This is a genomic window from Microbulbifer maximicatervae (SeqCode) (genome assembly GCF_052467065.1).
In genome coordinates, this window is the sequence record NZ_CP174299.1 from 5,110,965 (window position 1) to 5,133,544 (window position 22,580).

A 22,580-nucleotide genomic window follows, 5' to 3' on the forward strand; every position below is an offset into this window, starting at 1 on the left:
ATTCCATAAAAACGAACAATTAAAATTTATCGGATAGCGACATGTTCACTCTAATGTCCCAGCCAGCTCCCCAATCTCAACCGCCTCCTGATCCACATAGCGATTGCTGTCTGAAATTGCTGGCAGCAGAGTGCTATCTGCATATTGGCAACCAATCGCTTGCACCAGCTTTTGCCCCACCTTTTCCGCCTGCTCTGGAGCATGGGCTTTTCCCGTGCGCAGAAAATGCAGTAACAGATCGTAGCCCGGGCGCCAGCACTGCAAGTCGGGAAAGCTCTTTCTCAGCGCTGCGGCAATCCGCAATCCTTCATAGTCCAGGTCCCCCCAGAAAAATGTTGGAACCGTTCGGGATTCCCCATCGTGCCACCAGCTTAGGAATTGCTGCCGGATATTTTCACTAACCACATTAATAGTGCTGAAGCGCACCCTCGCCCCATTGCGAATCCGTTCTGCGCCGCCCTGGTAGCCCTCGCTATAAACCAGCGCTGCACGACTGGGTTGCAGCTCCGCCAGGCTAATAAAAGTGTCCTGGTTTTCGATAAAAATGACCTGCTCAAATTGCCTGGGCAGGTAGGCGTGGAGTAAAAGCTGGCGCTCCCGGATTTTACGGCTCAGGTCAGGATAGAGATTGCGCACCAGAGATTGACGGCTGGGTAATTCCAGGTATTTGGAATCCCCTTTAAAGCAGCGCGCGGCTAATTGTCGCCAGGAAATTTTATCGGCAAAGATCAGCTCTTTGCCGACAGACACCCAGCAAGCAATAATTTCTTCGACGGAATCAAACCCCGGTTGGAGTTCCAAGCCTTCAAGGGGAAAAGCAGAGGGATTTTCAAAGCGATCGACATAGGGTTCCAGCAGGCTGGTCCAGGCGGATTGGCGAACTGTGGGGGATGGGCGATTGAGCCACAGGCGCAGCTGTTCCTCGCTGGCATCCCGAAAAATCAATTGGGCCCCCTGCCACTCAGCAATACCCGGCCGCCTTTTCGGATTCGGTTTTACCGTAAAACACTGGTATTCCCGCGCAAAATGCTGCAATTCATTCCACAGCTCCTGCTCATCTTGATCGGGGTCCCTGAGGGGCTCCAACACTTCCAACCAGCGTTTACTGCCAGCGCGCAAATCCAGCCTGAAACTAATGCGGGCTTCCTTGCCGCGTTCCAGCTGGCTGTCCCGCCGATCCAGAATAAAATTCAGGATGCCGATTAACAGCGGGTTTTCCTCTACCCAATAGGGCAATGCCTTTTCCATCGGTTGCCTCCCTGCCAATGGAGGGGTTTCCCCCGAAAATACCTATCCCTCTACTTCTACCAGGTCCATAAAATCCAGCGACGCCTGCTGGCGAATCGTGCGGCGGTGATTGGCCCAGAGTTCGGCGATACGCTCCTGGTTGCACACCTTGCGATCGACATACACCCGGGTATTCAGCTGACCGATGGGCTTGGCACTGGGGCACTTACTGAATACAAACTGATTCGAGATCAGATCCATAAAAGGCCCGGATTTACTGCTGGGCATAATAAACAGCAGCTGTAACCCCAGGGTTTCAGTCAGGTAACGGATCACTTCCTTGGAGCGGGACTCATCCATTTTGGAGAAGGCCTCATCCACCAGTACCATTTGCAAATGGCTGCCGCTTTCACCAAAGCGGAAGGCCGAAGTGACCGCTGCGGAGCGGATAATATAAGCCGGCGTTTCCAGCTGACCGCCGGAACCGGTGCCGTACTGGCTGAGCGCAATCGGCTCCTTGCCCTCCGGCTCCTTATAGATCTCATAGCTGCGGTAGTTACGATAGTCGCTGATTCGATCCAGCTCGCGCCGCGCTACCTGCTCGTCTTCACTCAGCAGCATACTCAACAGGCGGTCCCGCACCTTGCGGTGCTTGGGCGCCAAGTCCGTGTCGAACAAGCTCTGCTCTTCGCCCAGATTCGGCAGTTCAATTACCGCCTTAAAGAAGCTCCAGTATTCCTTGAATTCCGCCACCCACTGGTAGTCAAAACGGAAGCGCTCGCGGTCGGCGCCAAAGCGGTGGTGTTCCAGCTCTTTGTTCAGATCATCCAACACGCGCTTACCATCGTTAATGGACTGGTAAATAGCGTGGCACAAGTGGGTTACAAAAGTGGTGTTAAAGGATTTTTTCAATCCCAGCAGTTGATCGTGGCGCTCCACCAGCAGGTTGTTCTTCAGGCGGTTGCGCAGGGTCTCTACCTGATCGCCGAGACCGCTGATCAACTTGAACAGACCATCTTTATGGCCGCCACTCAAGTCTGGCTCAAACACCAGGGTATCGACGCTAGCACAGGTGGCGTTGTACTCCATCACCGCGCGATCGAGCTGGCGACTGTATTTCTCCAGCTGTCCCTGCCAACTTTCGATATCCGCTGAAAAGTCGAAGTTGTCTGCTGCGCGCTCTACCTGCTCGTCGGCAGTAACCAGCACCTGCTCGGCATCGAAAGTGGGATCGATGGCGGTAATACGCCTTACCATTTCCTCGCTGTCACTGGCAGCATCGTCCAAGGACTCCAGCTCGCCAGACAGCGCGTATAAGAGTTTGTCGTTGCTTCTTAGCTTGGTCTCCAGAGAGCCATGTTTGCGCTGGAGGTCCGACAGCTGCTTTTGCTGATCTTTGAGCTGGGCCTTGAGTTCATCGACCTGCTGCTCGAACTGCTCGAAGTCCTTCAGGTCCAGGTTTTCCAAGGCGCGCTCGGCACTGCGCCATTCCCGCTGGGCCGCCAGGGCGGTATCCACAATGGACAACAGCTTGATATTCGCCAGTCCGCGCACTGCATTGGTGACGCGACGGTAGAGCTGGTGGCGCTCGTTGACGTGGGCGGCCTCTTCCAGCAACTGCTCCATAGCGCGCTGCTGCGCCGCCAGTGCGCGAGCGCGAGCGCCCTGGCCGAATACCAGCTCGGCATCGTCCATATCGCAGCGCCACATGCTGTAGTTGCCACTGGCCATGCCGTCGGCAGTCAGGCCCCGGCGGGTGCCGCGCAGCTCGTGTTCATCCTCCACCTGTACCACGGCACCGTATGAGGCGCGCAGATAGTGCTCGGCAGTTTTATGGGTAAACTCCATCAGTTCGATAATAGAGCCCGACGGAGTATCCAGGCGCTCCGCATCGCGGCGGGCTTTATCCCCCTGGATCACGCGGGCGCGGTTGTTGCGCCCGGGCAGGCCGCGCACGATACGAATTGCGCGGGCTTCATGTTCCGGCTCCACGATAATCGAGAAGCGCGCGCCGCCCAGATAGCCTTCAATCGCCATCTGCCAGCGCTCATCCAGCACTTCCACATAATCACACAGGACGCGGGGCTCCGCTTCAGGGCACTGCTCGCGAATTGCGGCCAGGGCCACTTCTACCGATTGGGGGTAGCGCACGCGGTTGGCCTGGAGATGCTGAATGCGACTCTCCTGGGTGCGCAGCTGCTTTTGCAGTTGCTGTACTTTTTGCTCCCAGCGGGAGGCCTGTTGGGCAATCTGCTCTTTGGGGGAAACCTCATCACTTGCGCCGGCTTTGCCACTGCTATCCAGCAGGTCGAAGAGGCGGTTCTGTATGGCCTCACTGCTGGCAGCGCGCTCGCGCAATGGCTCCAATGCAGCCAGGTCAATCCAGTCCTTGCCCAATAACTTGTGCAGATCCGGCAGGTCTTCCTCGCGGGCTACCTGCTTGATCGCCTGCACCAGTGCTTTATCGGAGAAGGCGGGAATTTCCAGCTCGGCGGAGGTGGAGTTGAGCAGGTTTAATAATTCCTCGGCGGCCTCACGGTTCTCGCGCCAGCGGGCCTCTTCGGCAGACATGGGGGTGTGCTGCTGGGACAGAAGGCTCAGGGCATTGTTAATACGCTGTTCCAGTTCGTCCTTATTGCGCAGCGCATCGATACCCAGGCGCTGGGCTTGAAGCTCTACCAGCTGGCCATTGAGTTGCTCGACGCGCTCGGAGGCGACGCGCACTTCCCGCTCATTGCTATCCAGATCACTGCGCAGTTTTTTCTGGTCGTTCTTGCCGCTCAGATAACTCTTTTGCACCCGCTGCTGGCGGTGGCGCGCGCACAAATATTCCTGCACCCGCAACTGCAACCACTGCTCCCGGTAGAGCTCTACCGACTGGGCGATGGCCTCCAGGGAACTGACCCGCTCCACAATCTGGCGGGCTTCCTGCTCCATGCTGTGAATGGTTTTCATCAGCTCGGAGACGGAGCGGATGGCATCACCCAGATCGCGTTTTTCCAACACTTCCTGGGCGACAAAATCGTTGATGCTTTTTACTGGTTTGTAGGCCATAAAATTGGCAAAGGTGCGCGCGGCGTGCATGGCCTCGCGATCGGAGACCGCATCGCGGCGTCCGCGCAGGGCACCGTAAAGGCGGCGCAAGTAGGCCTTTTTCTTGTCGTACTGTTCTACTTTTTCGAACTGCTTGCTCAGGACCTGGTTGAATTTATCCAGCGGCAGCAGGTGTTTACCATCGGTGTAATCCCGGACAATATCCCCCATCACCAACTGTTCGCCGGGGAATACGAAAAAGCGCAAATCACTTTGGCGAGCCTGGGCGGGCTTGCTGCTGTTATCCAGGTGCGCGCGAATACCCATCACTGCGGTAAAGGGCTCAGCATCGTCTTCACCGCTGGTGGGATGGAAAATACCGGCGATGTAACAGTCGGTAGGCTCGACACGGGCATAACTACCGTCGTCACAACCCAGCACATAGGAAGCTAGCGTCCGCACCTGCTTGCCACCGCGCCCGCGCTGGGTGGTTTCATCCTGCCCCGGGTTAAAAGTAAACAGGGTGTCGTGGGCGGCTGTCATCAATGTCTGGATAGCATCGGCCGCCGTGGTTTTACCGGAACCGTTGCCACCGGAAAACAAGTTGATCGGGCCGAAATCATATTCCAACTGCGGGATATTGCCCCAGTTAATCAGGATCAGTTTTTTTAGGAACATAGTCTTTTCAAAAAAACGGTCTTTTCAAAAGCAGGGTCTTTTGCAGGCGGGAAGCCGACACCCTTCTCCGAGGCTCCCGGGCGCGATTTACGCAAACCCGGGCGGTCGAATGTTTTCGATTTTTTATAGCCGCTACTGCGGCCTCTATTCTCACCTAGGAAGCGGCTTCACTCTCAAACAGGCTGCTATCTTCGACTTCTGGAGTGATGCGTTCGAGCGCTTGCTCTTGTTCCGCCTCTTCAACCTCATCAATTTCATCAGTTTGAGTAGCCTCGCTCTCCACTGCGGGCGGGGCTTCGCTGTCGATCAGCTGGTGCAATACCGACTCGCTGACAAAGTGGGCGATGGTCGGGCGCACGCGCAGCCAGACTTCCGCACTGGTCTCCACTTCTTCGCTGCTGAACTGCACCAAACGCAGCTGGCGCAATTTTTTCAGTAGGTTTTTGCGCTCGGCGTGCTTATCCGGCAGGGACATTTTCAGCAGATTGCGCATACCCAGTTCCAGGGCTTCCATCGACAGGGCGGCGCAACCACTCTCATCCACCTGCCCTTCCCGCAGCGCTTTATCGTATTCCACGCGCAGGGCGAGAATCGCGGCCACTTCCTGCTGACTGAGGCGGGCGCGGAAGCCACCGTGGTGCGGCTCTTCCTGATCCGGCAGTCCCGGCACTTCGGCGCCAGGCGGATACACGCGGATAAACTGGAAACGGCTGTCGTGCTGCAAACGCAACCCCAGCGGGGCCAACCACTCGCGCACCAGCTGCTCACAGCGCTGGAAGCGATCGTAAAGGGTGGTTTCGATTACGCTTTCATCCCGGCAAATAACGCCGTAATCCAACAGGCGCACCAGCAGCTCGGAAAATTCGCTGCGGTTCAGGCGACACTGCGCCAGGGCCTCTTCCAAAGCCTGTTCAATCACTGTTTTTCAGCTCCAGGATATATTCGTCAAATTCGGTGAAATAGTCATTGCTGGCAATTTCACCGGTAAATTTCACCTGCAGGTCGGCGGCACCGCTCTGGTTCACCGCCGCCGCTTCGATCACATGGCTCATAGCGAGCAGGTCACGCGCATCGCGCAATGGCAGGTTGCGGCTGTTGATCTGGCGGCCGGTGCCGAGGGCATCGCTCAGATAATCGCGCAGGTTACTGTTGTTGAAGTTAAACGCCTGGTCGAGCAGTTGTTGCAGCTCGATCTCGCGGCGGTTCTCTTCACCGATGGGGGTTTCATCTTCAACCCGGGTATTCACCGGCTGGCGGCGATTGCGCTGCCACAGCTGGGTTTGCTTGGGGTCAAACAGGCGCAGCTGGAAGCCGCCTAACTGTTCGCCCAGCTGCTCGAGAATTTGTGTTTTTTGCTGGCTCTCACCGAGACGCTGGCACAGGTCGGCAAATTCACCTTCGGCCTGGCTGTGCAGGTAGCTGAGCTGGCGAATAATAATATCGGCACGCTTGGTAAAGCCCTGTAGTGCGCGGCGCAAAGCGGGCAACTTCACCTCGCAGGCGCGGCGCATGCGGTCTTCGATGGTATCGAGCATCAGCCACAGCAGGGAGTGGCCCGGTTGCACCAACTCCGGCAGCAGTTGGCGCAGGCGCTTCTCCCACTCCGCTTTCTGCATATCCTCCTTGCGGCGAATGCAGTCAATCACCCGGTTGATGGAATCGCGATGTTTTTCTACGCTGTCCGCAGACAGACGGATAGCCAGGTCCGGTTGGAAGCGGCTCTCCATAAAGGAGAAAAACTCATCGGTGGCCTGCTGCACCAGCAATTGAGCCTCCACTTCCCGCACCATTTCCCGCTTGCGCTCTTCCAGCTCGGCGATCATATCGGTGAAATCCGCCACGATACGCTCGGAGTATTCCCAGGCATCGATCAAGTCGTGGATTTCACCTCGGCTGGCAAAGGCTTCCAAGGCATTTAAGGTGTTGCGGGTATTGCGGTGGCGGGTGCGCACGCGGGTGCCATTCACTTCCACTAGCGGCTGAGTGAAAAGGCGGCCCCGGCGGCTAAACGGATAGGTGGCGGTGAGCGTGGCGCTGTCTACCTGCTTCTCCAGCCAACCGAACTCCACCAGGCTGTTCAGTACCCAGACCGCCTGATCGCGCAGGTTGCGGAAGCGGCCCTCGGGGTCCTGCACTCCATCTTCACTATCGAGCTGCGGCGCGCGGGTCAGAGCCTCGGCAAAAATTTCCAGAATCTGTTCGCGCAGCAGAGACTCACCGTAGTCAGCCTTGGCGGTGTACAGACGCTCATACAAAAGACGCAAGCACTCAACCACCTGCTCGCGGTATTTACCGGTCAGCGGGCGGAAGAAGTGCTGGTAGGAATCGACGAAGAACAACGACTATAGGCCCGCTTATTCCTCTTCCGGCTTTTGGTTGAAGACACAATATTTTGTGTAGTCGCGGGTATCGTCAAAAGTCCACTGCCCTTTGGGAATGCCATCCATTTTTTCGCACCAAGCATCGGAACCCCGTTTGGGCTCACAGCCGGTCAGTGCGATAAGGGCGATAACAGCGCTGGTCAGGACAAATACTTTTTTCATGGTTCGCTTCTACAAATGAAATTCGAATTTCACTTCCCCGGCGGCCGCAAGGTGCCAAACCGGGGAAAATCTATCGGTGTCTCAAGTCTATCCGTGTCTCGGGGAGGGACCCGCGCTATTCGCGGCGCCACTTGGTCCCTTCGCGGCTATCCTCAAGCACCACACCTTTGGATTTTAACTCTTCGCGAATCTCATCGGCGCGGGCAAAGTCACGGTTCTTCTTGCTTTGTGTGCGCTCTTCGATCAGTGCTTCAACTTCTTCGGCAGAAATACCTTCATCTCCACCACGGGCCTGTTTGAACCAGGCTTCCGGGTCTTGCTGGAGAATGCCCAGCATATCTGCAGCGGCCAGTAGCAAGCCTTTCAGGCGTGCTTTATCCACCTCATCGGCTTTGTTCAAGTCACGGGCAATCTGGTGCAATTCGCTGATGGCGATCGGCGTATTCAGATCGTCTTCCAACGCCTTGATAAAGGCGGTGTCGTTAAGGTCCGCCGCTTCAGCCTCAACCGCTTCCGTTTCACGCAGTGCGCCATAGAGAGTATCCAGGGTGCGCCATGCCTGATCCAGCAAATCAGCACTGAAATTCAGCTCTGAGCGGTAGTGGGCAGATAGCAGTGCGAAACGCAGCACTTCACCGGGGTATTGGCTCAGCAGGTCTTTGACCATACGGAAGTTGCCCAGGGACTTGGACATCTTTTCGCCATTGATATTCACGTAGCCGTTGTGCATCCAGTAGCGCACAAAATCCACACCATTGGCGCAGCAGCTCTGGGCGCGCTCGTTCTCGTGGTGAGGGAAGGTCAGGTCGCGACCGCCGCCATGGATATCGATAGTGTCACCCAGGTGCTTCTTGATCATGGCCGAGCACTCCAAGTGCCAACCCGGGCGCCCACGGCCCCATGGGCTGTCCCAGCCGGGCTCGTCATCGGCGGACGGCTTCCACAGTACGAAGTCGCCGGCGTACTTTTTGTAAGGCGCTACTTCCACCCGCGCACCGGCGAGCATGTCGTCAAGGGAGCGCTTGGACAGCTGACCGTATTCCTGCATGGATTCCACGGCGAACAGCACATGACCCTCAGCTGCGTAGGCGTGGCCTTTCTCCAGCAGGCTTTCGATCATCGCGATCATTTCCGGCAAGTGCTGGGTGGCGTAGGGGACAATATCCGGCTCCAGGTTATTGAGCGCGGCCATATCCTCGTAGTAAGCCTGGGCATAGCGCGCTGACAGCACGCCGATTTCCTCGTCGTTATCCCGCGCGGTCTTCATGATTTTGTCGTCAATATCGGTGATATTGCGCGCGTAAATCACATCGCTGAAATTTCTTTTCAGTATCCGGTACAGGGTGTCGAACACCACCACAGGGCGGGCATTGCCAATATGCACGCGGTTGTACACGGTGGGGCCACACACATACATGCGCACCTGATCTTCCACCAATGGTACGAAGGGTTCTTTCTTCCCGGAAAACGTGTTGTAGACTTGTAGAGACATCTTTTCTCTCGAATTCTTTTTGCTGTGTGGCTGGGCCAGTCATTGACCCAGCCGCGAAAACTGCCACTCGGGCAGCCCTCCGCTTTGCTATTTGTTTTGCTCTTTGGCCCAGCTGTCGCGCAGGCCAATGGTGCGGTTAAACACCGGCGCTTCTGCGCTGCCGTACTTGCTGTCGCGACAGAAGTAGCCGTTGCGCTCGAACTGGTAGCCCTGCTCCGGCTCCGCTTTGGCCAGGCCGATTTCCGCCTTACAGCCTTTTAGAATTTGCAGGTTGTCCGGGTTTACGCAGTCGAGGAAGTTCTTACCGCCGGCATCCGGCGCCGCATCGTTAAACAGGCGATCGTAGAGGCGCACTTCGCAATCGACATTGTTGTCCGCAGATACCCAGTGAATAACGCCCTTTGGCTTAACGCCGTCGGCCGGATCTTTGCCCAGGGTGTCCAGATCAACCGAGCAGATCACCTCAACAATTTCACCGGCATCGTTCTTCACGACTTCTTCAGCAAAGATCACATAGGCGTTGCGCAGGCGAACTTTTTTGCCCAGCACCAGACGCTTGTACTTCTTGTTGGCCTCTTCGCGGAAATCCTCTTTCTCAATATAGAGAGTGCGGCCAAAAGGAAGTTCACGGGCCGGCAGATCATCGCGCACCGGGTGGCCGGGTGCTGACAGCATCTCTTCCTGGCCTTCCGGGTAATTTTTCAGGGTGATCTTCAAAGGCTCCATCACGCACATGGCGCGCGGTGCATTTTTATCCAGATCGTCGCGAATGCTGTATTCCAGCATGCCCACATCGACAACTGAGTCGGAGCGGGTTACACCGATCATCTCGCAGAAGTTGCGAATGGAAGCCGGAGTAAAGCCGCGACGGCGCATACCGGACAGGGTCGGCATGCGGGGATCATCCCAGCCGTCCACATGGCCTTCGTCTACCAGTTGCTTGAGCTTACGCTTGGACACCACGGTGTAGTTGAGGTGCAGGCGTGCAAATTCGTACTGACGCGGGCGTGAAGGCACCGGCAGGTTCTCGATCAGCCAGTCGTACAGGGGCTTGTGGTCTTCAAACTCCAGGGTACAGATGGAGTGGCTGATACCCTCAATTGCATCACACTGGCCGTGAGCGAAATCGTAGCTGGGGTAAATACACCACTTATCACTAGTCTGGTGGTGAGCCATTTTTTTGATGCGATAGATGATCGGATCACGCAGGTTGATATTCGGTGCGGCCATATCGATCTTGGCGCGCAAGCTACACTGGCCCTCTTCCATTTCACCGCTGCGCATCTTTTCAAACAGCGCCAGGTTTTCCTCGACAGAGCGATCCCGGAAGGGGCTGTTCTTGCCCGGCTCTTTCAGCGTGCCACGATAGTGGCGAGCTTCTTCTGCGGACAGGTCGCAGACGTAGGCCTTGCCATCTTTAATCAGGTGCAGAGCCCACTCGTACAATTGATCAAAATTATCCGAGGAGTACTTCGCCTCGCCATTCCACTCAAAACCGAGCCAGGAGACATCGCGCTTAATCGCATCGACAAACTCTTCCTCTTCCTTGGCCGGGTTGGTGTCGTCAAAGCGTAAATTACAGGTGCCACCGAATTCCTGCGCCAGACCAAAATTCAGACAGATGGACTTGGCGTGGCCGATATGCAGGTAGCCGTTGGGCTCCGGCGGGAAGCGGGTCGCGATCTGCGTAACCCGGCCCTCAGTCAGATCTTCACGGATAAGGTTCTGTAAAAAGTGAGCTGGCTTGCTCTCGGATGTCATAGGATTCTCTTAATTTACAGCTGTGCGAACGTAAACGGCGAATTATAACCTACTTGAGAGACAGAATATCGAATTTGAAGGAACGCTTTTCATAGAAATTCACTGCAAGCGTTTGATTTTTGTGCAATTGACACAGATATTCCGACACAGCATTTTACAGCTACAGACTACAAGGTATCATGCCGCCCCAAATCAACCCTCATAGGACATTTTATGATCACCCTTCACACAACCCATGGAGATATAGCCATCGAATTGGATTTCGAAAAGGCACCCAAGACTGCTGCCAACTTCTTGCAGTACTGCCGTGACGATTTCTATACCGGCACTGTCTTCCACCGGGTGATCAACAACTTCATGATCCAAGGTGGCGGCATGACGCCGGACATGCAGCAGAAGGAAACCCGCGATTCCATCGAAAACGAAGCCAACAATGGCTTGAAGAACGACACTGGCACCCTTGCCATGGCCCGCACCATGGACCCGCATTCCGCCAGCTCCCAGTTCTTTATCAATGTTAAGGACAACGATTTCCTGAACTTCCGCAGCGAAGACTCTCAGGGTTGGGGTTACTGCGTATTTGGTAAGGTTGTCGACGGCATGGACGTGGTCAACAAAATCAAAGACGTTAAAACCGGCAGCAAAGGCTTCCACCAGGACGTACCCCTGGAGACTATCGAAATCACTGGTATCAGCATCTCTGACGCCTACGCCGATAAGTAATTCCACGGGTCAGTACCGACTCTAAGGCGGGGACATTGTCTACTTATTTTATTTCTGACTTGCACCTCGACGAAAAACGCCCGGATATTACCCGGGCGTTTTTTGATTTCCTGCACGGGCGAGCTGCCGGTGCTGAGGCGCTATATATTCTCGGCGACTTTTTTGAGGCGTGGGTTGGCGACGACGACGATGCCCCGCTGGCCCGCGAAGTGATTGGCGAGCTAAGTCGCTATAGCGGTACCGGCGTAGAGTTGTACCTGATGCACGGCAATCGGGATTTCCTGTTGGGTACCGACTTCGCCCAGCGCGCGGGAGCCACTTTACTTCAGGACCCCACTGCGTTGTCCCTCGGTAATGAGCGCGTGCTGCTTATGCACGGCGACAGCCTTTGTACCCTCGACAAAGAGTATATGGCGTTCCGCCGCCAGGCCCGGGACCCCAAGTGGCAACAAGAGCTACTGGCCAAGTCCCTACAGGAACGCCGCGCTATTGCCGCGCAGATTCGTATGGCATCCAAGAGTATGAACAGCCGCAAGGCCGAAGACATCATGGATGTAACCCAGGACGAAGTGGAGCGGGTGATGCTTGAGCACAATGTGCTTCGACTGATCCACGGCCACACCCACCGGCCCGCCCGCCACGCGTTGACAATCAACGGTGAACCGGCAGAGCGTATTGTGTTGGGAGACTGGGATAAGAATGCCTGGTGCCTGAAAGCGGACAAAGACTCACTGGAGTTGATTCACTGGCCGATCGGCTAGGAACCGGCGTTTTGGATGAGGCTCTGCTGTTGCTGCGCAGCCTCTACCAATTCCCCAAGCGTCTCCCGCAAACGCTGCACACCCCCAAATTGAAAACCTTTCCCCTGTAAATAGGCGCAATGCATCACTGCCGGCGGTTTCACCTGTGACAGGGGAGGAAGCGGTCCCTCTTGTCCGGATATCGATCTTAGAATCTTCACCAACTCGCGACTGCTAACCAGGCAATCACTACAGTTTACTGCCCGCCCCCGGGCATCTTCGTGCTCCAGTAAAAGCTCTACCGCCCGCGCCACATCTTCTCCGTGCACTTCCGTTGAAAGCCGGGAATTTAAATAGGCTTCCCCAGACATCACGGCTCGAGCGATGTCATACCACTTGCTACGACTTAGCGGACTCACCAGCCCGTAAACTCCAGTTAAGCGCAATGAAACCGCATGCCAACTGCGCTGATGCGCCCAAGCAGACAGCATGGCTTCCACAGCCGCTTTATAGCCGCCGTAGAAAGTATCCGGCTGAACAACCTGCTCCTCACTTAAAGAACCGCTCAACTTTCCAGTGGCATAAACGGCACGACTGGAAATAAACACAAATTTTTTTACCTTCGCCGCAAAGGCGAATCGGATTAATGCCAGGGTTTGACTGAGATTTACATGTAAAAAACCCTCGAGATCATCCCCCTCTCCATTTCGATAGCGCCCGGGAAGATGCTCGAAAGCTGCATGCACCACCACATCCAGATTGCTGACGAATGTCTGTAGTGTTGTATCAGAAGTAATATCCCCGACACTCCACGCCAATCTGGGTGAAGCAATACTGCGAAAAAGAGCTGCACTTTCCTCCCTGCGCAGTAATGCTCGCACTTCATAGCCCTGCCGCAAAAAATGCCTGACTAGAAATTGCCCCACATAGCCACTCGCACCAGTTATCCCTATTCTCACAATTCCCTCTCTCGATTTTATTTTCTAAGCACGGGCTAACTCATCCAGATCAACGGCGATATCTCGCCCTTCGTAAACCGCCCACCACAAGTCGATCAGGGGCTTGAGCTTTTCAACTTTTGAGTGCTGTTTTTGCCAGGGTTTTTCATATTGGTAGTGAATGACATGAATACTGTCCCACTGCCACAGCTGCGGCAAATTCAGGTAGAGGTATTGCAAGGCATTATAGATATAAGGCAGGCCGTGCCAACGAGGAAAAAAGGACTGCAAAAATGTCTGGTCTGTGCGCCGCCAGAAAACCCCTGGTCGATCCAGTTGCTCAAGCATTTTTTGGTAAGTCGCTTCACTCGGCACCGCAGTAAACAATCCCGAATTCATGCGATGAAATCCATCCAAGTCTTCGTAAAGATTGGGCGCTGCACAAAATTCTGGGTAATTCATCAAGTGGTCAATATTGCGCAATACCAGGGTGTCCGCATCCAGGAAAACAAGCTTGTCGAATTGGGTCAATTGCCACAGTGCCAATTTGCAAAAGTTATTCAGTGGGTCATGGAAAGCGGGCTTACTACCTTTGTCAAAGGGCGCGCGCCGGTGCAAAGAATCGCGTTTATGGCGGCGGATAAACTCATCGGAAAAACGAGGCGTATAAACTTCTTTTATCTTGCAGCCCGCCGCTTCCAATGGCGCTGGATCACAACTGTTCGGTGGCACCATACAAATTAACGGATAGGCACTGGCCGTACGATCCAATGAGTGTTTCAGTGCCTGCGCACCTATCACATAATCAGGACTATTAACCAGGGTCACAAAGGCACATCTTGACATAACAATTGGCTCTACAGTCCCTATACAGCGTTATTTACAGCGGCGGTAGAATATCTTCAGGTCCGCACAATAATCTGTCACACCAGCGACTTACCATTGCTTCTACTTGTTTTTGTTCAAAGCAATTTTCATTGTAGATAAAGCTCGAGCGCAACTGCTTCCCAAAGACGGTAATAGATAGATAGATGCCATATGGCGTTAAGCGCGTCGCCAGAGGGACAATGCGAATCTTCAAGTGGTCATCCAATTTGACCCAGTCAGAAGTTTCACCGGTATAAACCGCAAAAAAACCTTCCCGATGCTCCTCTGTTTGCAGGAAAGTCACCAAGTAGCAATGGGATGCATCGAGGTGATGGCCAATCAGGCCGTGGGGCCCAATTGCATCAGCAGCATAAACCGTGCGCATGGCATACTTTATCTCCGCAGACAGGCGCGTGAGCTTCTCCTGCCAGGATTCATCCCTACAAACCATCAGGTTGACATACCGGCACATAGGGCCAAACACTTCCCGATACTCCCTCTTAAGCCGAAGGGATAAATTGCCATTCATCCAAAAAGAGTGAGGTATGAATTCACATAAAACCTGCTGAAATGCGGCTGTCAGATAGGCGAAGAGACTCACATTCTCCGAGCTGGCCAATGCCTTTATCTGCTCCAGCTCAATCTCATCTATGTGCTGGATTACTTCACTACAAATAACCGAGGTCTCTTCCGATTGGGGCAACTGCTCTATCTCATCTTTTTGGGATTGCAACTTTTGCTGCCAAAGATTTCGCGCCTTATCCCCCCTCGGCGATCTCAGATAGGTATTTTCATAATTCACATAATCAGCAAAGTCTGCAGTTTCCACCCTAGGTTGATAATCCTTACCCTTCACACTATCCAAATAGTGAGTCAAGGATTCAGACCAGAGGAGTGACAAGCTAATCCCATCGGCAATGATGTGGTGACACTTGGTCAAGAAAATGTATTCATCTTCTCCACTGCGAAGAACACTGAGTCCCAACAATTGGTCCTGCGTCAAATCCATTGGCGAGCTACCAAATTGACGCAAAAAGCTCTCGAAGTGAGCATCACTTAAGTGGCGGATGTCGATATAGTCCAGTTCAATATCTACAAAGGAGCGAACAGCCGGTTCCCCGCTATAACGACAGCGAAAAATCGGATAGGTGTTTACCACCTCTGAAATAGACTTCTTAAACAGTTCAACATCGAATTCTCCTTTGAAAACCATGGCGCGGGTAATCAGGTCGACCAGATCCTTGCGGTGATGCAAATCATAAATACGCTGCTCAGTGATCGATAGGGGGACCTGAGTCGATAAACTCCAACCGGCCATTCTGGTCTCCAAAAATCATTTGCCCGACACAAGATCACTAATGAGTCTGATAAAACTGCACAAGATCATCGGGAACGTTACTTTTAGAATATACAAAACAGTGAAATGACAACGGCGGCATGCTGAAGGCGCAGACAAGATTCTCTTGATTTAAGTCACCGGCACGATGCATGATCTCTACAAACTATAAGGGGCAGGAGTTCCATCCAGGTGATCAATAACCTGAATAAACGCGTATTGATTCTCGGCGGCTACGGCAATTTCGGTGCACGTATTGCACAAATGCTGAGTTCTGAGACCAATATCCAGCTGATTATTGCCGGCCATAACAAGACACGGGCAGACCGCTGCGCCCAATCACTCGGTGGCCTCGCCGAGGGGTTACGATTGGAGAGGGACTCCATCAACTTGACTGCGCAACTGAAAGCCTTGCACCTGGATTTATTAATCCACTGCGCTGGCCCCTACCAGAGAGAAACCGATTACCGGGTGGCCAAAGCCTGCATTGAAGCCCGCACACCCTACATCGATATTTCAGATGCGCGCCGCTTTGTATGTGATTTTCACCGTCTCTCCCCGGCTGCCGAGGCCGCCGGTATCGCCATGGTATCCGGTGCCAGCAGCCTGCCCGGCCTCAGCTCAGCAGCCATAGCTGAGATCCAGAAAGAGCTGCCGGTCATTCGCTCCGTGCAGGCGGCAATTGCTCCGGCACACAAGGTAGAGCGCGGCCTCGCCACCGTGCGCTCTGGCTTTGAAGCGCTGGGGGAGAGCTTCCCCCAATTGCGGGATGGGCGCTGGAGAGAATCATTTGCCGGCAATCACCTGCGCTCGGTAACTCTTGCCCATCCAGTGGGAAAACGCTGGCTGTGCGATTTTGAAGTACCCGACCTGGAGTTGTGCCCAAGATACCTGCCAGATTTAAACACAGCACTATTTTCCACGGGGACAGAGCCCCTGATTCTCCAGGCCGGCCTGTCTTTGTGCGCCCAACTCTCGCGCCTAAATTTGCCCGCCACAAGTTCCCGCATCGCACAAATTGCCCATAAATTAAGTGCCCGCTGGCCTGGTGGCAGCTCTCACGGCGGCATGATTGTCCGCGCACTGGGTGAAGATGCTGACGGTAGGACAGCTGGTAGGCAGTGGCAAATACTTGGAATGGATGGTGATGGCGTCTGGATTCCTGCAGCACCCGCAGTGGCTTTAGCGAGAAAATTCCTTCGCGGTGAGATTTCAGACAGTGGCGCGCGCGCATGCTGGCAACTATTGAAGCTGGATGAAATTCTGGATGAACTGAAGGATTACTCCATCGTCACTGCCATCGAGTTTTTACCTGCAGAGCAAAATTCACTGCCTGCGTTGGCGGCGAGCTAGGGGAAAAAGCCCTTTAGTTGACCTTATCAAGGCAGAACCCTTACAAATGATCTAGGTTCAGTATCGGAACTTTATGTAACGATGCTGAACCTGATTTTATGAGTAGCTCCAACCCCTGGTGCGCCTATTCCGGCCGGAATGGTATAAAGCGCGCAATTATCCCCATTACCGCTCTTATCCTGACCCCATTCTTCTTGGTGCTCACGTTTACAGACAGCGCCTGGTGGCTGGTGGCTCTACTGATTAGCGTTTCACTGGTACTACTGGGAATCTACGATATGCTCCAACCCCACTGGAGCATTACACGGAACTTCCCGGTTGCCGGCCGCATTCGCTGGATATTCCTGAATCTGCGTCCCTATTTCCGCGCCTATATGGTCGAGGGTGATGAGGAGGGGCGCCCTTACAGCATTGAAGCCCGACGACTGGTGTATGCCCGCTCTGAAGGTTTTTCCGATATGCATCCGTTCGGCACTGAAAAAGATGTGCAGAGTGAGGAATATACCTGGCTCACTCACTCGGTGAAGCCCGAAAAAAATGCAGACACTTCCTGCCGTACTGAAGTAGGCACGGGCCGCTGCAAGCAGCCCTACTCCGCCGCCCTATTAAATATCTCCGCCATGAGCTTTGGCGCTCTCTCCGCCGCTGCAGTAGAGGCCTTGAATAAGGGAGCCTCAATTGGCGGCTTCTATCACGATACCGGTGAGGGAGGTATCAGCCCCTATCACCGCAAGCATGGCGGCGACCTAGTGTGGGAATTGGGTACCGGTTATTTCGGTGCGCGCAACGATGACGGCAGCTTTAACCCGGATCTATTTCGCGAGGCCTGCAACGATCAGGTCAAAATGACGGAAATTAAATTGAGCCAAGGCGCCAAACCAGGGCACGGTGGGGTTTTACCCGGCGCCAAAGTTACCCAGGAGATCGCTTCCACCCGCAAGGTTACACCCGGGCAGAACTGCGTTTCCCCTCGCGCGCACTCCATGTTCTCCACCCCCATTGAAATGCTTGAATTCGCCGAGCAAATGCGCGAACTCTCCGGCGGCAAACCGGTAGGCATAAAACTTTGTGTAGGGCATATCTACGAAGTGATGGCCATTATGAAGGCCATGCACGAGACCGGGAAAATGGTGGACTTTATTGTTGTGGACGGCGCCGAAGGCGGCACAGGCGCAGCACCATTGGAGCTGTCCAACCACGTGGGCATGCCGCTGCTGGAAGGGTTGATTATCGTACGCAATGCCCTGGTAGGGGCGGGCCTGAAAGACAAAGTGAAGTTGGCTGCCAGCGGCAAGGTTTATTCCGCGTCCGGCCTGGCACAATGCCTAGCCATTGGCGCTGACTGGTGCAATGCGGCGCGGGCATTTATGTTTTCCGTGGGCTGCATCCAGTCCCAGCGCTGCCATACGGATACCTGCCCAACTGGTGTTACCACCCAGGATCCTCGGCGCCAGCGCGGGCTGGTGGTGGATGTGCAAAGTAAAAGGGCGGCTGCTTTCCAGGCAAAAACTCTCGAAGCACTGGGGGATATAGTGGCTGGTGCAGGACTTACCGATCCCCGGGACCTGAAACCCTACCACCTGGTTCACCGAATTAACGGCGCAGAATCCAGGCCGATAGACCGTATCTGGCATTTTCTCGACACCAATTCCTTAATCGATGCACCGGAAGATACGCCCTACTGGCACTGGTGGCTGGCCGCACAGGCAGACAGTTTTCAGCCTGCGATCAAGCTCGAAGAAGGCAAGTACGCGTCAATCCGCCGCGCTATTAACCGCTAGCCCCACCCAATCTGTGGAGACTGCTATGCAGACCGTTTCAGAAATTATTGTCGATACACTGGTCAAGGCCGGCGCCAAACGGTGTTACGGCATTGTCGGCGATACCATCAACCACTTCACATCAGCGGTGCGCACTTCCGACTTGGAGTGGATACATGTGCGCCATGAGGAAGTGGGCGCTTTCGCCGCTGGGGGTGAGTCTTACCTTACCGGTGAACTGAGCGTCTGCGCCGGAACCGCCGGACCCGGCAGCTTGCACTTTATCAACGGTATTTTTGAAAGCCATCGCAATGTCGCCCCGGTGGTACTGATTGCCTCTCGAATCGACCGTGCGGAACAGGGATTCGGCTATCCGCAGGAAGTGGATCAGCAAAAACTCTACGAACAGTGTTCAGTCTTCTGTGAAACCATGACCCACCCGGAACAAGCCCGTCGAATGATTGTGCAGGCTGCACAAACTGCACTTACTCGCGGTGGTGTCGCGGTGGTGCAAATTAGCGGCGACTTGTTCAAGGAGAAGAGCAAAGATAGTCTGCCCTGGTCGGTACATCGCCCTGAATGGCTAGCGCGTCCGTCTGACTCTGAGCTCGACGCCCTGGCAAAGAAAATCAACGCCGCAAAAAATATCACTATTTACGGCGGTATCGGCTGCCGTCACGCTCACGATGAAGTAGTAAAACTGGGACAACACCTGGCCGCTCCTATTGCCCACACCACCAAGTCGAAAGAGTTTCTCGAATACGACAACCCCTGCCATGTGGGCATGACCGGGATTCTCGGCAATCCCGCAGGCTACCGGGCCATGGAGACTTGTGACCTGTTACTATGCCTGGGTACCGATTTTGCCTACACCCAGTTCTACCCGGAAAAAGCCACCATTATTCAAATTGATGCGGAAGCGCCGCACCTGGGGCGACGCGCTCCTGTGGATATGGGCCTGGTAGGGCATGTGGGTCCAACCATTGAAGCCCTCTTGCCCCGATTAAAGGCCCGCACCGATAGCACCTTCCTCGACGACCTGCTCGAACGATACAAAAAAGATCGGGAAGAGATGAAGAGCCGCGGCAAAGAGAAAGACCCCAGCCTGATCCACCCTCAATTTGTCGCTCAGACACTCAACAAGCTGGCCGATGAGGATGCCGTATTCACCGCCGATGGCGGCGCCTGTATGGTTTGGATGCTCCGCGACCTCACTGCCAACGGCAAACGCTCATTTCTCACCAGCCTTTCCCATGGCACCATGGCCAACGCCTACCCCCAAGCCCTGGGCATGGCCAAAGCCTATCCCGGGCGCCAGGTCATCGCTATGTGCGGCGACGGTGGTATGACCATGTTAATGGGAGACCTGTTGACACTGGTGCAAGAAAAAATCCCATTAAAAGTCCTGGTATTTAACAATAACTCCCTCGGCTTCGTAGAGATGGAACAGCGCATTGAGGGGCTACTCGACAGCTATACCGACTTACATAACCCGGACTTCGGCCGCGTTGCCGAAGCTTGTGGCATCAGCGGTGCCAGTATCGAGAGTGCGGATCAGCTTGAGGACAGCATGAAGCGCTGGCTCGCTACTGACGGGCCGGCACTACTCAGCGTACCGACGAACCGGGTGGAACTGGTGATGCCGCCGGAAGTTACAGCGCAGCAAGTCACCTCCACCGCACTGTTCGGACTTAAGGCAATACTCAACGGCCGCGCAGATGAGGTGGTAGATCTTTTGCGAGACAATTTCCTGCGCTGAGACTTTTTAGCAGGCTAAAACAAAAGGTTTGTGCGGCACTCATGCATCATTTCGGACAGCAACGCCATAACAGCATGCTGGCCCTGATCGCCAGCAGTGAAGTCGACGACAACAGCGCTCCCGGCCGCGCCGCCATGAGGCTACGGGCAGAGTTATCAGAGCGAAAAATTGACGTAATAACAACCACCAGCGGTAGTGATGCCTGCGCCATACTGAGTACTAACACCGCGATCCAATGCCTGCTGATTAATTGGACCCTGCCCGGTGAAGCGAAATGCCCCGCCCTGGTTGTATTGGAAGAACTTCGCGCCCGCAATCCCCAAATGCCGGTATTCCTTCTGGCAGATCAGCAGACTGTCAGCACCATGCCGCGACGGGCCCTGGAATTAGCCAACGATTTTATCTGGATGCTGGAAGATACCCCGACCTTTATCGGCGGTCGCATCCAGAGCGCAATTGAAAGATACCGCCACGCCATTCTTCCCCCCATGTTTCGCGCCCTGACCCACTTTGCCCGGGTCCATGAATATTCATGGCATACACCCGGCCATACTGGGGGAACAGCTTTTCTCAAATCCCCTGCGGGTCGCGCTTTTTACGATTTCTTTGGGGAAAATATGTTGCGCTCGGACCTGTCTGTTTCTGTAACAGAGCTGGGATCGCTTTTGGATCACTCGGGCCCCATTGCCAAGGGAGAGCAATATGCAGCAAAAGTATTTGGTGCGGATCGCACTTACTATGTAACCAATGGCTCTTCGACATCGAATAGAGTGATATTGATGGCATCGGTTACCCGGGGACAATTGGCTCTGTGCGATCGAAACTGCCATAAATCCGTTGAACACGCGATCACCATGTCAGGTGCAGTTCCAACCTACCTGATTCCCCTACGCAACAATTACGGCCTCATAGGCCCTGTCCCTCCCCAACAGTTGACGGCCAGCTCTGTTGCCAATGCTATTCGGCAAAACCCTTTGTCCAAGCACGCCCAAAATTCCCGTGCCGTTCACGCAGTCATTACTAATTCCACCTACGATGGTCTCTGTTACAACGTGCGCAGAGTGGAAGAACTTCTCGGCGAGTCCGTTGACCGCCTGCACTTTGACGAAGCCTGGTACTCATACGCTCGATTTAATCCTATCTATCGAGATCGCTTCGCGATGTACGATTTGGGCGAATCCGACGCGAAAAATGGCCCGAGCAAATTTGCCACTCAGTCAACACATAAATTACTCGCCGCATTGTCCCAGGCATCGATGATTCACATTCGCGATGGGCGTAAACCCATTGAGCATGGGCGCTTTAATGAAGCCTTTATGATGCATGCCTCAACCTCCCCACTTTACTCCATCATGGCCTCCAATGATGTGAGCGCAGCAATGATGGATGGGCCGGGTGGAAAAGCATTAACAGAGGAGTCAATTGCTGAGGCCGTAGCGTTCCGACAAGTATTGTCCCGTTTGCAACAGGAGTATCGCGATAAAGAAGAGTGGTTCTTCGGAGGTTGGCAGCCTGAGCATGTCACCGACCCCAGTAACGGGCACAACTACGCCTTTCACAGCGCCCCAGCAGAGCTCCTGTGTCATGAGCCCAGCTGCTGGCTATTAGACCCCGGCGAGTCATGGCATGGATTTGGTGATATTGAGCCAGATTACTGCATGTTGGACCCGATTAAAGTATCGATTACTACCCCAGGGATAAACCCTGATGGCAAACTGTCTGCATCTGGAATACCTGCCAACATCGTCAGTAAATACCTGGACAATCTCGGCATTATCGTGGAAAAAACTACCGATTTTACGATTTTGTTCCTGTTTTCTATCGGTATTACCAAGGGTAAGTGGGGCACTCTAATCAATGCTTTACTGGCCTTTAAGCGCGACTTCGATGCCAACCGGCCCTTAAGTGAATGCCTGCCAAACCTTTTAAAAAAGTCCCCAGGCTATCGCAATATCGGGCTGCGCGACCTTGCAGACAATATGTTTGCTTCCATGAAAAAATTACAGACCACAGTGCAAATGTCTGCGGGATTTTCAGCCTTACCTAGAGCTGACTGCAGTCCGGTACAAGCTTATGAAACCCTGGTTCGCGGCGATGTGGAAATGCTTCCGCTAAGCAAGTTACCGGGACGTACCGCAGCCACCGGCGTTGTACCCTACCCTCCAGGTATTCCTCTGTTAATGCCCGGAGAAAATTTTGGCGATGAAGACAGTCCGGCATTGATTTACTTGAGAACTCTGGAAGCCTTCGACCAGAAATTTCCAGGCTTTACCCACGATAACCACGGAGTAGAGGTGCGGGACGGCCATTATCATATTTACGCCCTGCGGGGAGACTCGCCATAGGCTCGCCTATCAAAGAGGAGCATAA

The 22,580-nt window shown here is 54.3% G+C and carries 16 protein-coding genes; 6 read left to right on the top strand and 10 right to left on the bottom strand.

Translation table 11 applies throughout. The annotated features are described in order from the left end of the window. Positions 1–45 precede the first annotated feature (45 nt). From ACJJI1_RS22635 to ACJJI1_RS22665, 7 genes are all read right to left on the bottom strand, one after another. Positions 46–1,248 carry a Wadjet anti-phage system protein JetD domain-containing protein gene (locus ACJJI1_RS22635; protein ID WP_444958119.1) on the bottom strand — a complete coding sequence of 401 codons (1,203 nt, stop codon included), beginning with the start codon at positions 1,246–1,248 and terminating at the stop codon, positions 46–48. A gap of 42 nt (positions 1,249–1,290) precedes the next feature. Further along, entirely contained in the window at positions 1,291–4,938 is a 3,648-nt protein-coding gene (locus ACJJI1_RS22640; protein WP_444958120.1) for an ATP-binding protein, read from the bottom strand. A 154-nt stretch (positions 4,939–5,092) separates the two neighbouring features. Then, positions 5,093–5,857 carry a DUF4194 domain-containing protein gene (locus ACJJI1_RS22645; RefSeq protein ID WP_444958121.1) on the bottom strand — a complete coding sequence of 255 codons (765 nt, stop codon included), beginning with the start codon at positions 5,855–5,857 and terminating at the stop codon, positions 5,093–5,095. After that, positions 5,850–7,277, bottom strand: coding sequence for a Wadjet anti-phage system protein JetA family protein (locus ACJJI1_RS22650; RefSeq protein WP_444893396.1), 1,428 nt, complete (start codon positions 7,275–7,277; stop codon positions 5,850–5,852). The genes ACJJI1_RS22645 and ACJJI1_RS22650 overlap by 8 nt, the downstream gene beginning before the upstream one ends. A gap of 15 nt (positions 7,278–7,292) precedes the next feature. Then, positions 7,293–7,481, bottom strand: coding sequence for a DUF3012 domain-containing protein (locus ACJJI1_RS22655; protein ID WP_108733723.1), 189 nt, complete (start codon positions 7,479–7,481; stop codon positions 7,293–7,295). Between the two features lie 115 nt (positions 7,482–7,596). Then, entirely contained in the window at positions 7,597–8,973 is a 1,377-nt protein-coding gene (gene cysS / locus ACJJI1_RS22660; RefSeq protein ID WP_444958122.1) for a cysteine--tRNA ligase, read from the bottom strand. Positions 8,974–9,060: 87 nt separating this feature from the next. After that, entirely contained in the window at positions 9,061–10,734 is a 1,674-nt protein-coding gene (locus ACJJI1_RS22665; protein ID WP_444958123.1) for a glutamine--tRNA ligase/YqeY domain fusion protein, read from the bottom strand. Between the two features lie 213 nt (positions 10,735–10,947). Here ACJJI1_RS22665 and ACJJI1_RS22670 point away from each other — a divergent pair, with 213 nt between their 5' ends. Together ACJJI1_RS22670 and ACJJI1_RS22675 are read left to right on the top strand one after the other, a co-directional pair. Continuing rightward, positions 10,948–11,457 (top strand): peptidylprolyl isomerase, encoded by a 510-nt coding sequence (locus ACJJI1_RS22670; protein ID WP_108733726.1) that lies wholly within the window; start codon positions 10,948–10,950, stop codon positions 11,455–11,457. Positions 11,458–11,492: 35 nt separating this feature from the next. Further along, complete coding sequence (locus tag ACJJI1_RS22675) at positions 11,493–12,218, top strand: UDP-2,3-diacylglucosamine diphosphatase (RefSeq protein ID WP_444958124.1); 726 nt, start codon at positions 11,493–11,495, stop codon at positions 12,216–12,218. Here ACJJI1_RS22675 and ACJJI1_RS22680 read toward each other — a convergent pair. Genes ACJJI1_RS22680 through ACJJI1_RS22690 form a run of 3 tightly spaced genes read right to left on the bottom strand, consistent with a single transcriptional unit; the run spans position 12,215 to position 15,320 of the window. Next, positions 12,215–13,156, bottom strand: a complete 942-nt coding sequence (locus ACJJI1_RS22680; RefSeq protein WP_444958125.1) for an NAD-dependent epimerase/dehydratase family protein — start codon at positions 13,154–13,156, stop codon at positions 12,215–12,217. The genes ACJJI1_RS22675 and ACJJI1_RS22680 overlap by 4 nt on opposite strands. Before the next feature lie 24 nt (positions 13,157–13,180). Further along, complete coding sequence (locus ACJJI1_RS22685) at positions 13,181–13,981, bottom strand: glycosyltransferase (protein ID WP_444911093.1); 801 nt, start codon at positions 13,979–13,981, stop codon at positions 13,181–13,183. Between the two features lie 34 nt (positions 13,982–14,015). Further along, positions 14,016–15,320 carry a condensation domain-containing protein gene (locus ACJJI1_RS22690; RefSeq protein WP_444911094.1) on the bottom strand — a complete coding sequence of 435 codons (1,305 nt, stop codon included), beginning with the start codon at positions 15,318–15,320 and terminating at the stop codon, positions 14,016–14,018. A 210-nt stretch (positions 15,321–15,530) separates the two neighbouring features. Between ACJJI1_RS22690 and ACJJI1_RS22695 the strand changes: the two genes are divergently transcribed. The 4 genes from ACJJI1_RS22695 (at position 15,531) to ACJJI1_RS22710 (ending at position 22,555) form a co-directional block, all read left to right on the top strand. Continuing rightward, positions 15,531–16,691, top strand: a complete 1,161-nt coding sequence (locus ACJJI1_RS22695; protein ID WP_444941347.1) for a saccharopine dehydrogenase family protein — start codon at positions 15,531–15,533, stop codon at positions 16,689–16,691. 98 nt (positions 16,692–16,789) lie between these two features. Beyond that, positions 16,790–18,472, top strand: coding sequence for an FMN-binding glutamate synthase family protein (locus ACJJI1_RS22700; RefSeq protein ID WP_444958126.1), 1,683 nt, complete (start codon positions 16,790–16,792; stop codon positions 18,470–18,472). Positions 18,473–18,497: 25 nt separating this feature from the next. After that, on the top strand, positions 18,498–20,210 hold the full coding sequence (locus tag ACJJI1_RS22705; RefSeq protein WP_444958127.1) for a thiamine pyrophosphate-dependent enzyme: 1,713 nt from the start codon (positions 18,498–18,500) through the stop codon (positions 20,208–20,210). 41 nt (positions 20,211–20,251) lie between these two features. After that, positions 20,252–22,555 (top strand): Orn/Lys/Arg family decarboxylase, encoded by a 2,304-nt coding sequence (locus ACJJI1_RS22710; RefSeq protein WP_444958128.1) that lies wholly within the window; start codon positions 20,252–20,254, stop codon positions 22,553–22,555. The last annotated feature ends 25 nt before the right edge of the window (positions 22,556–22,580 follow it).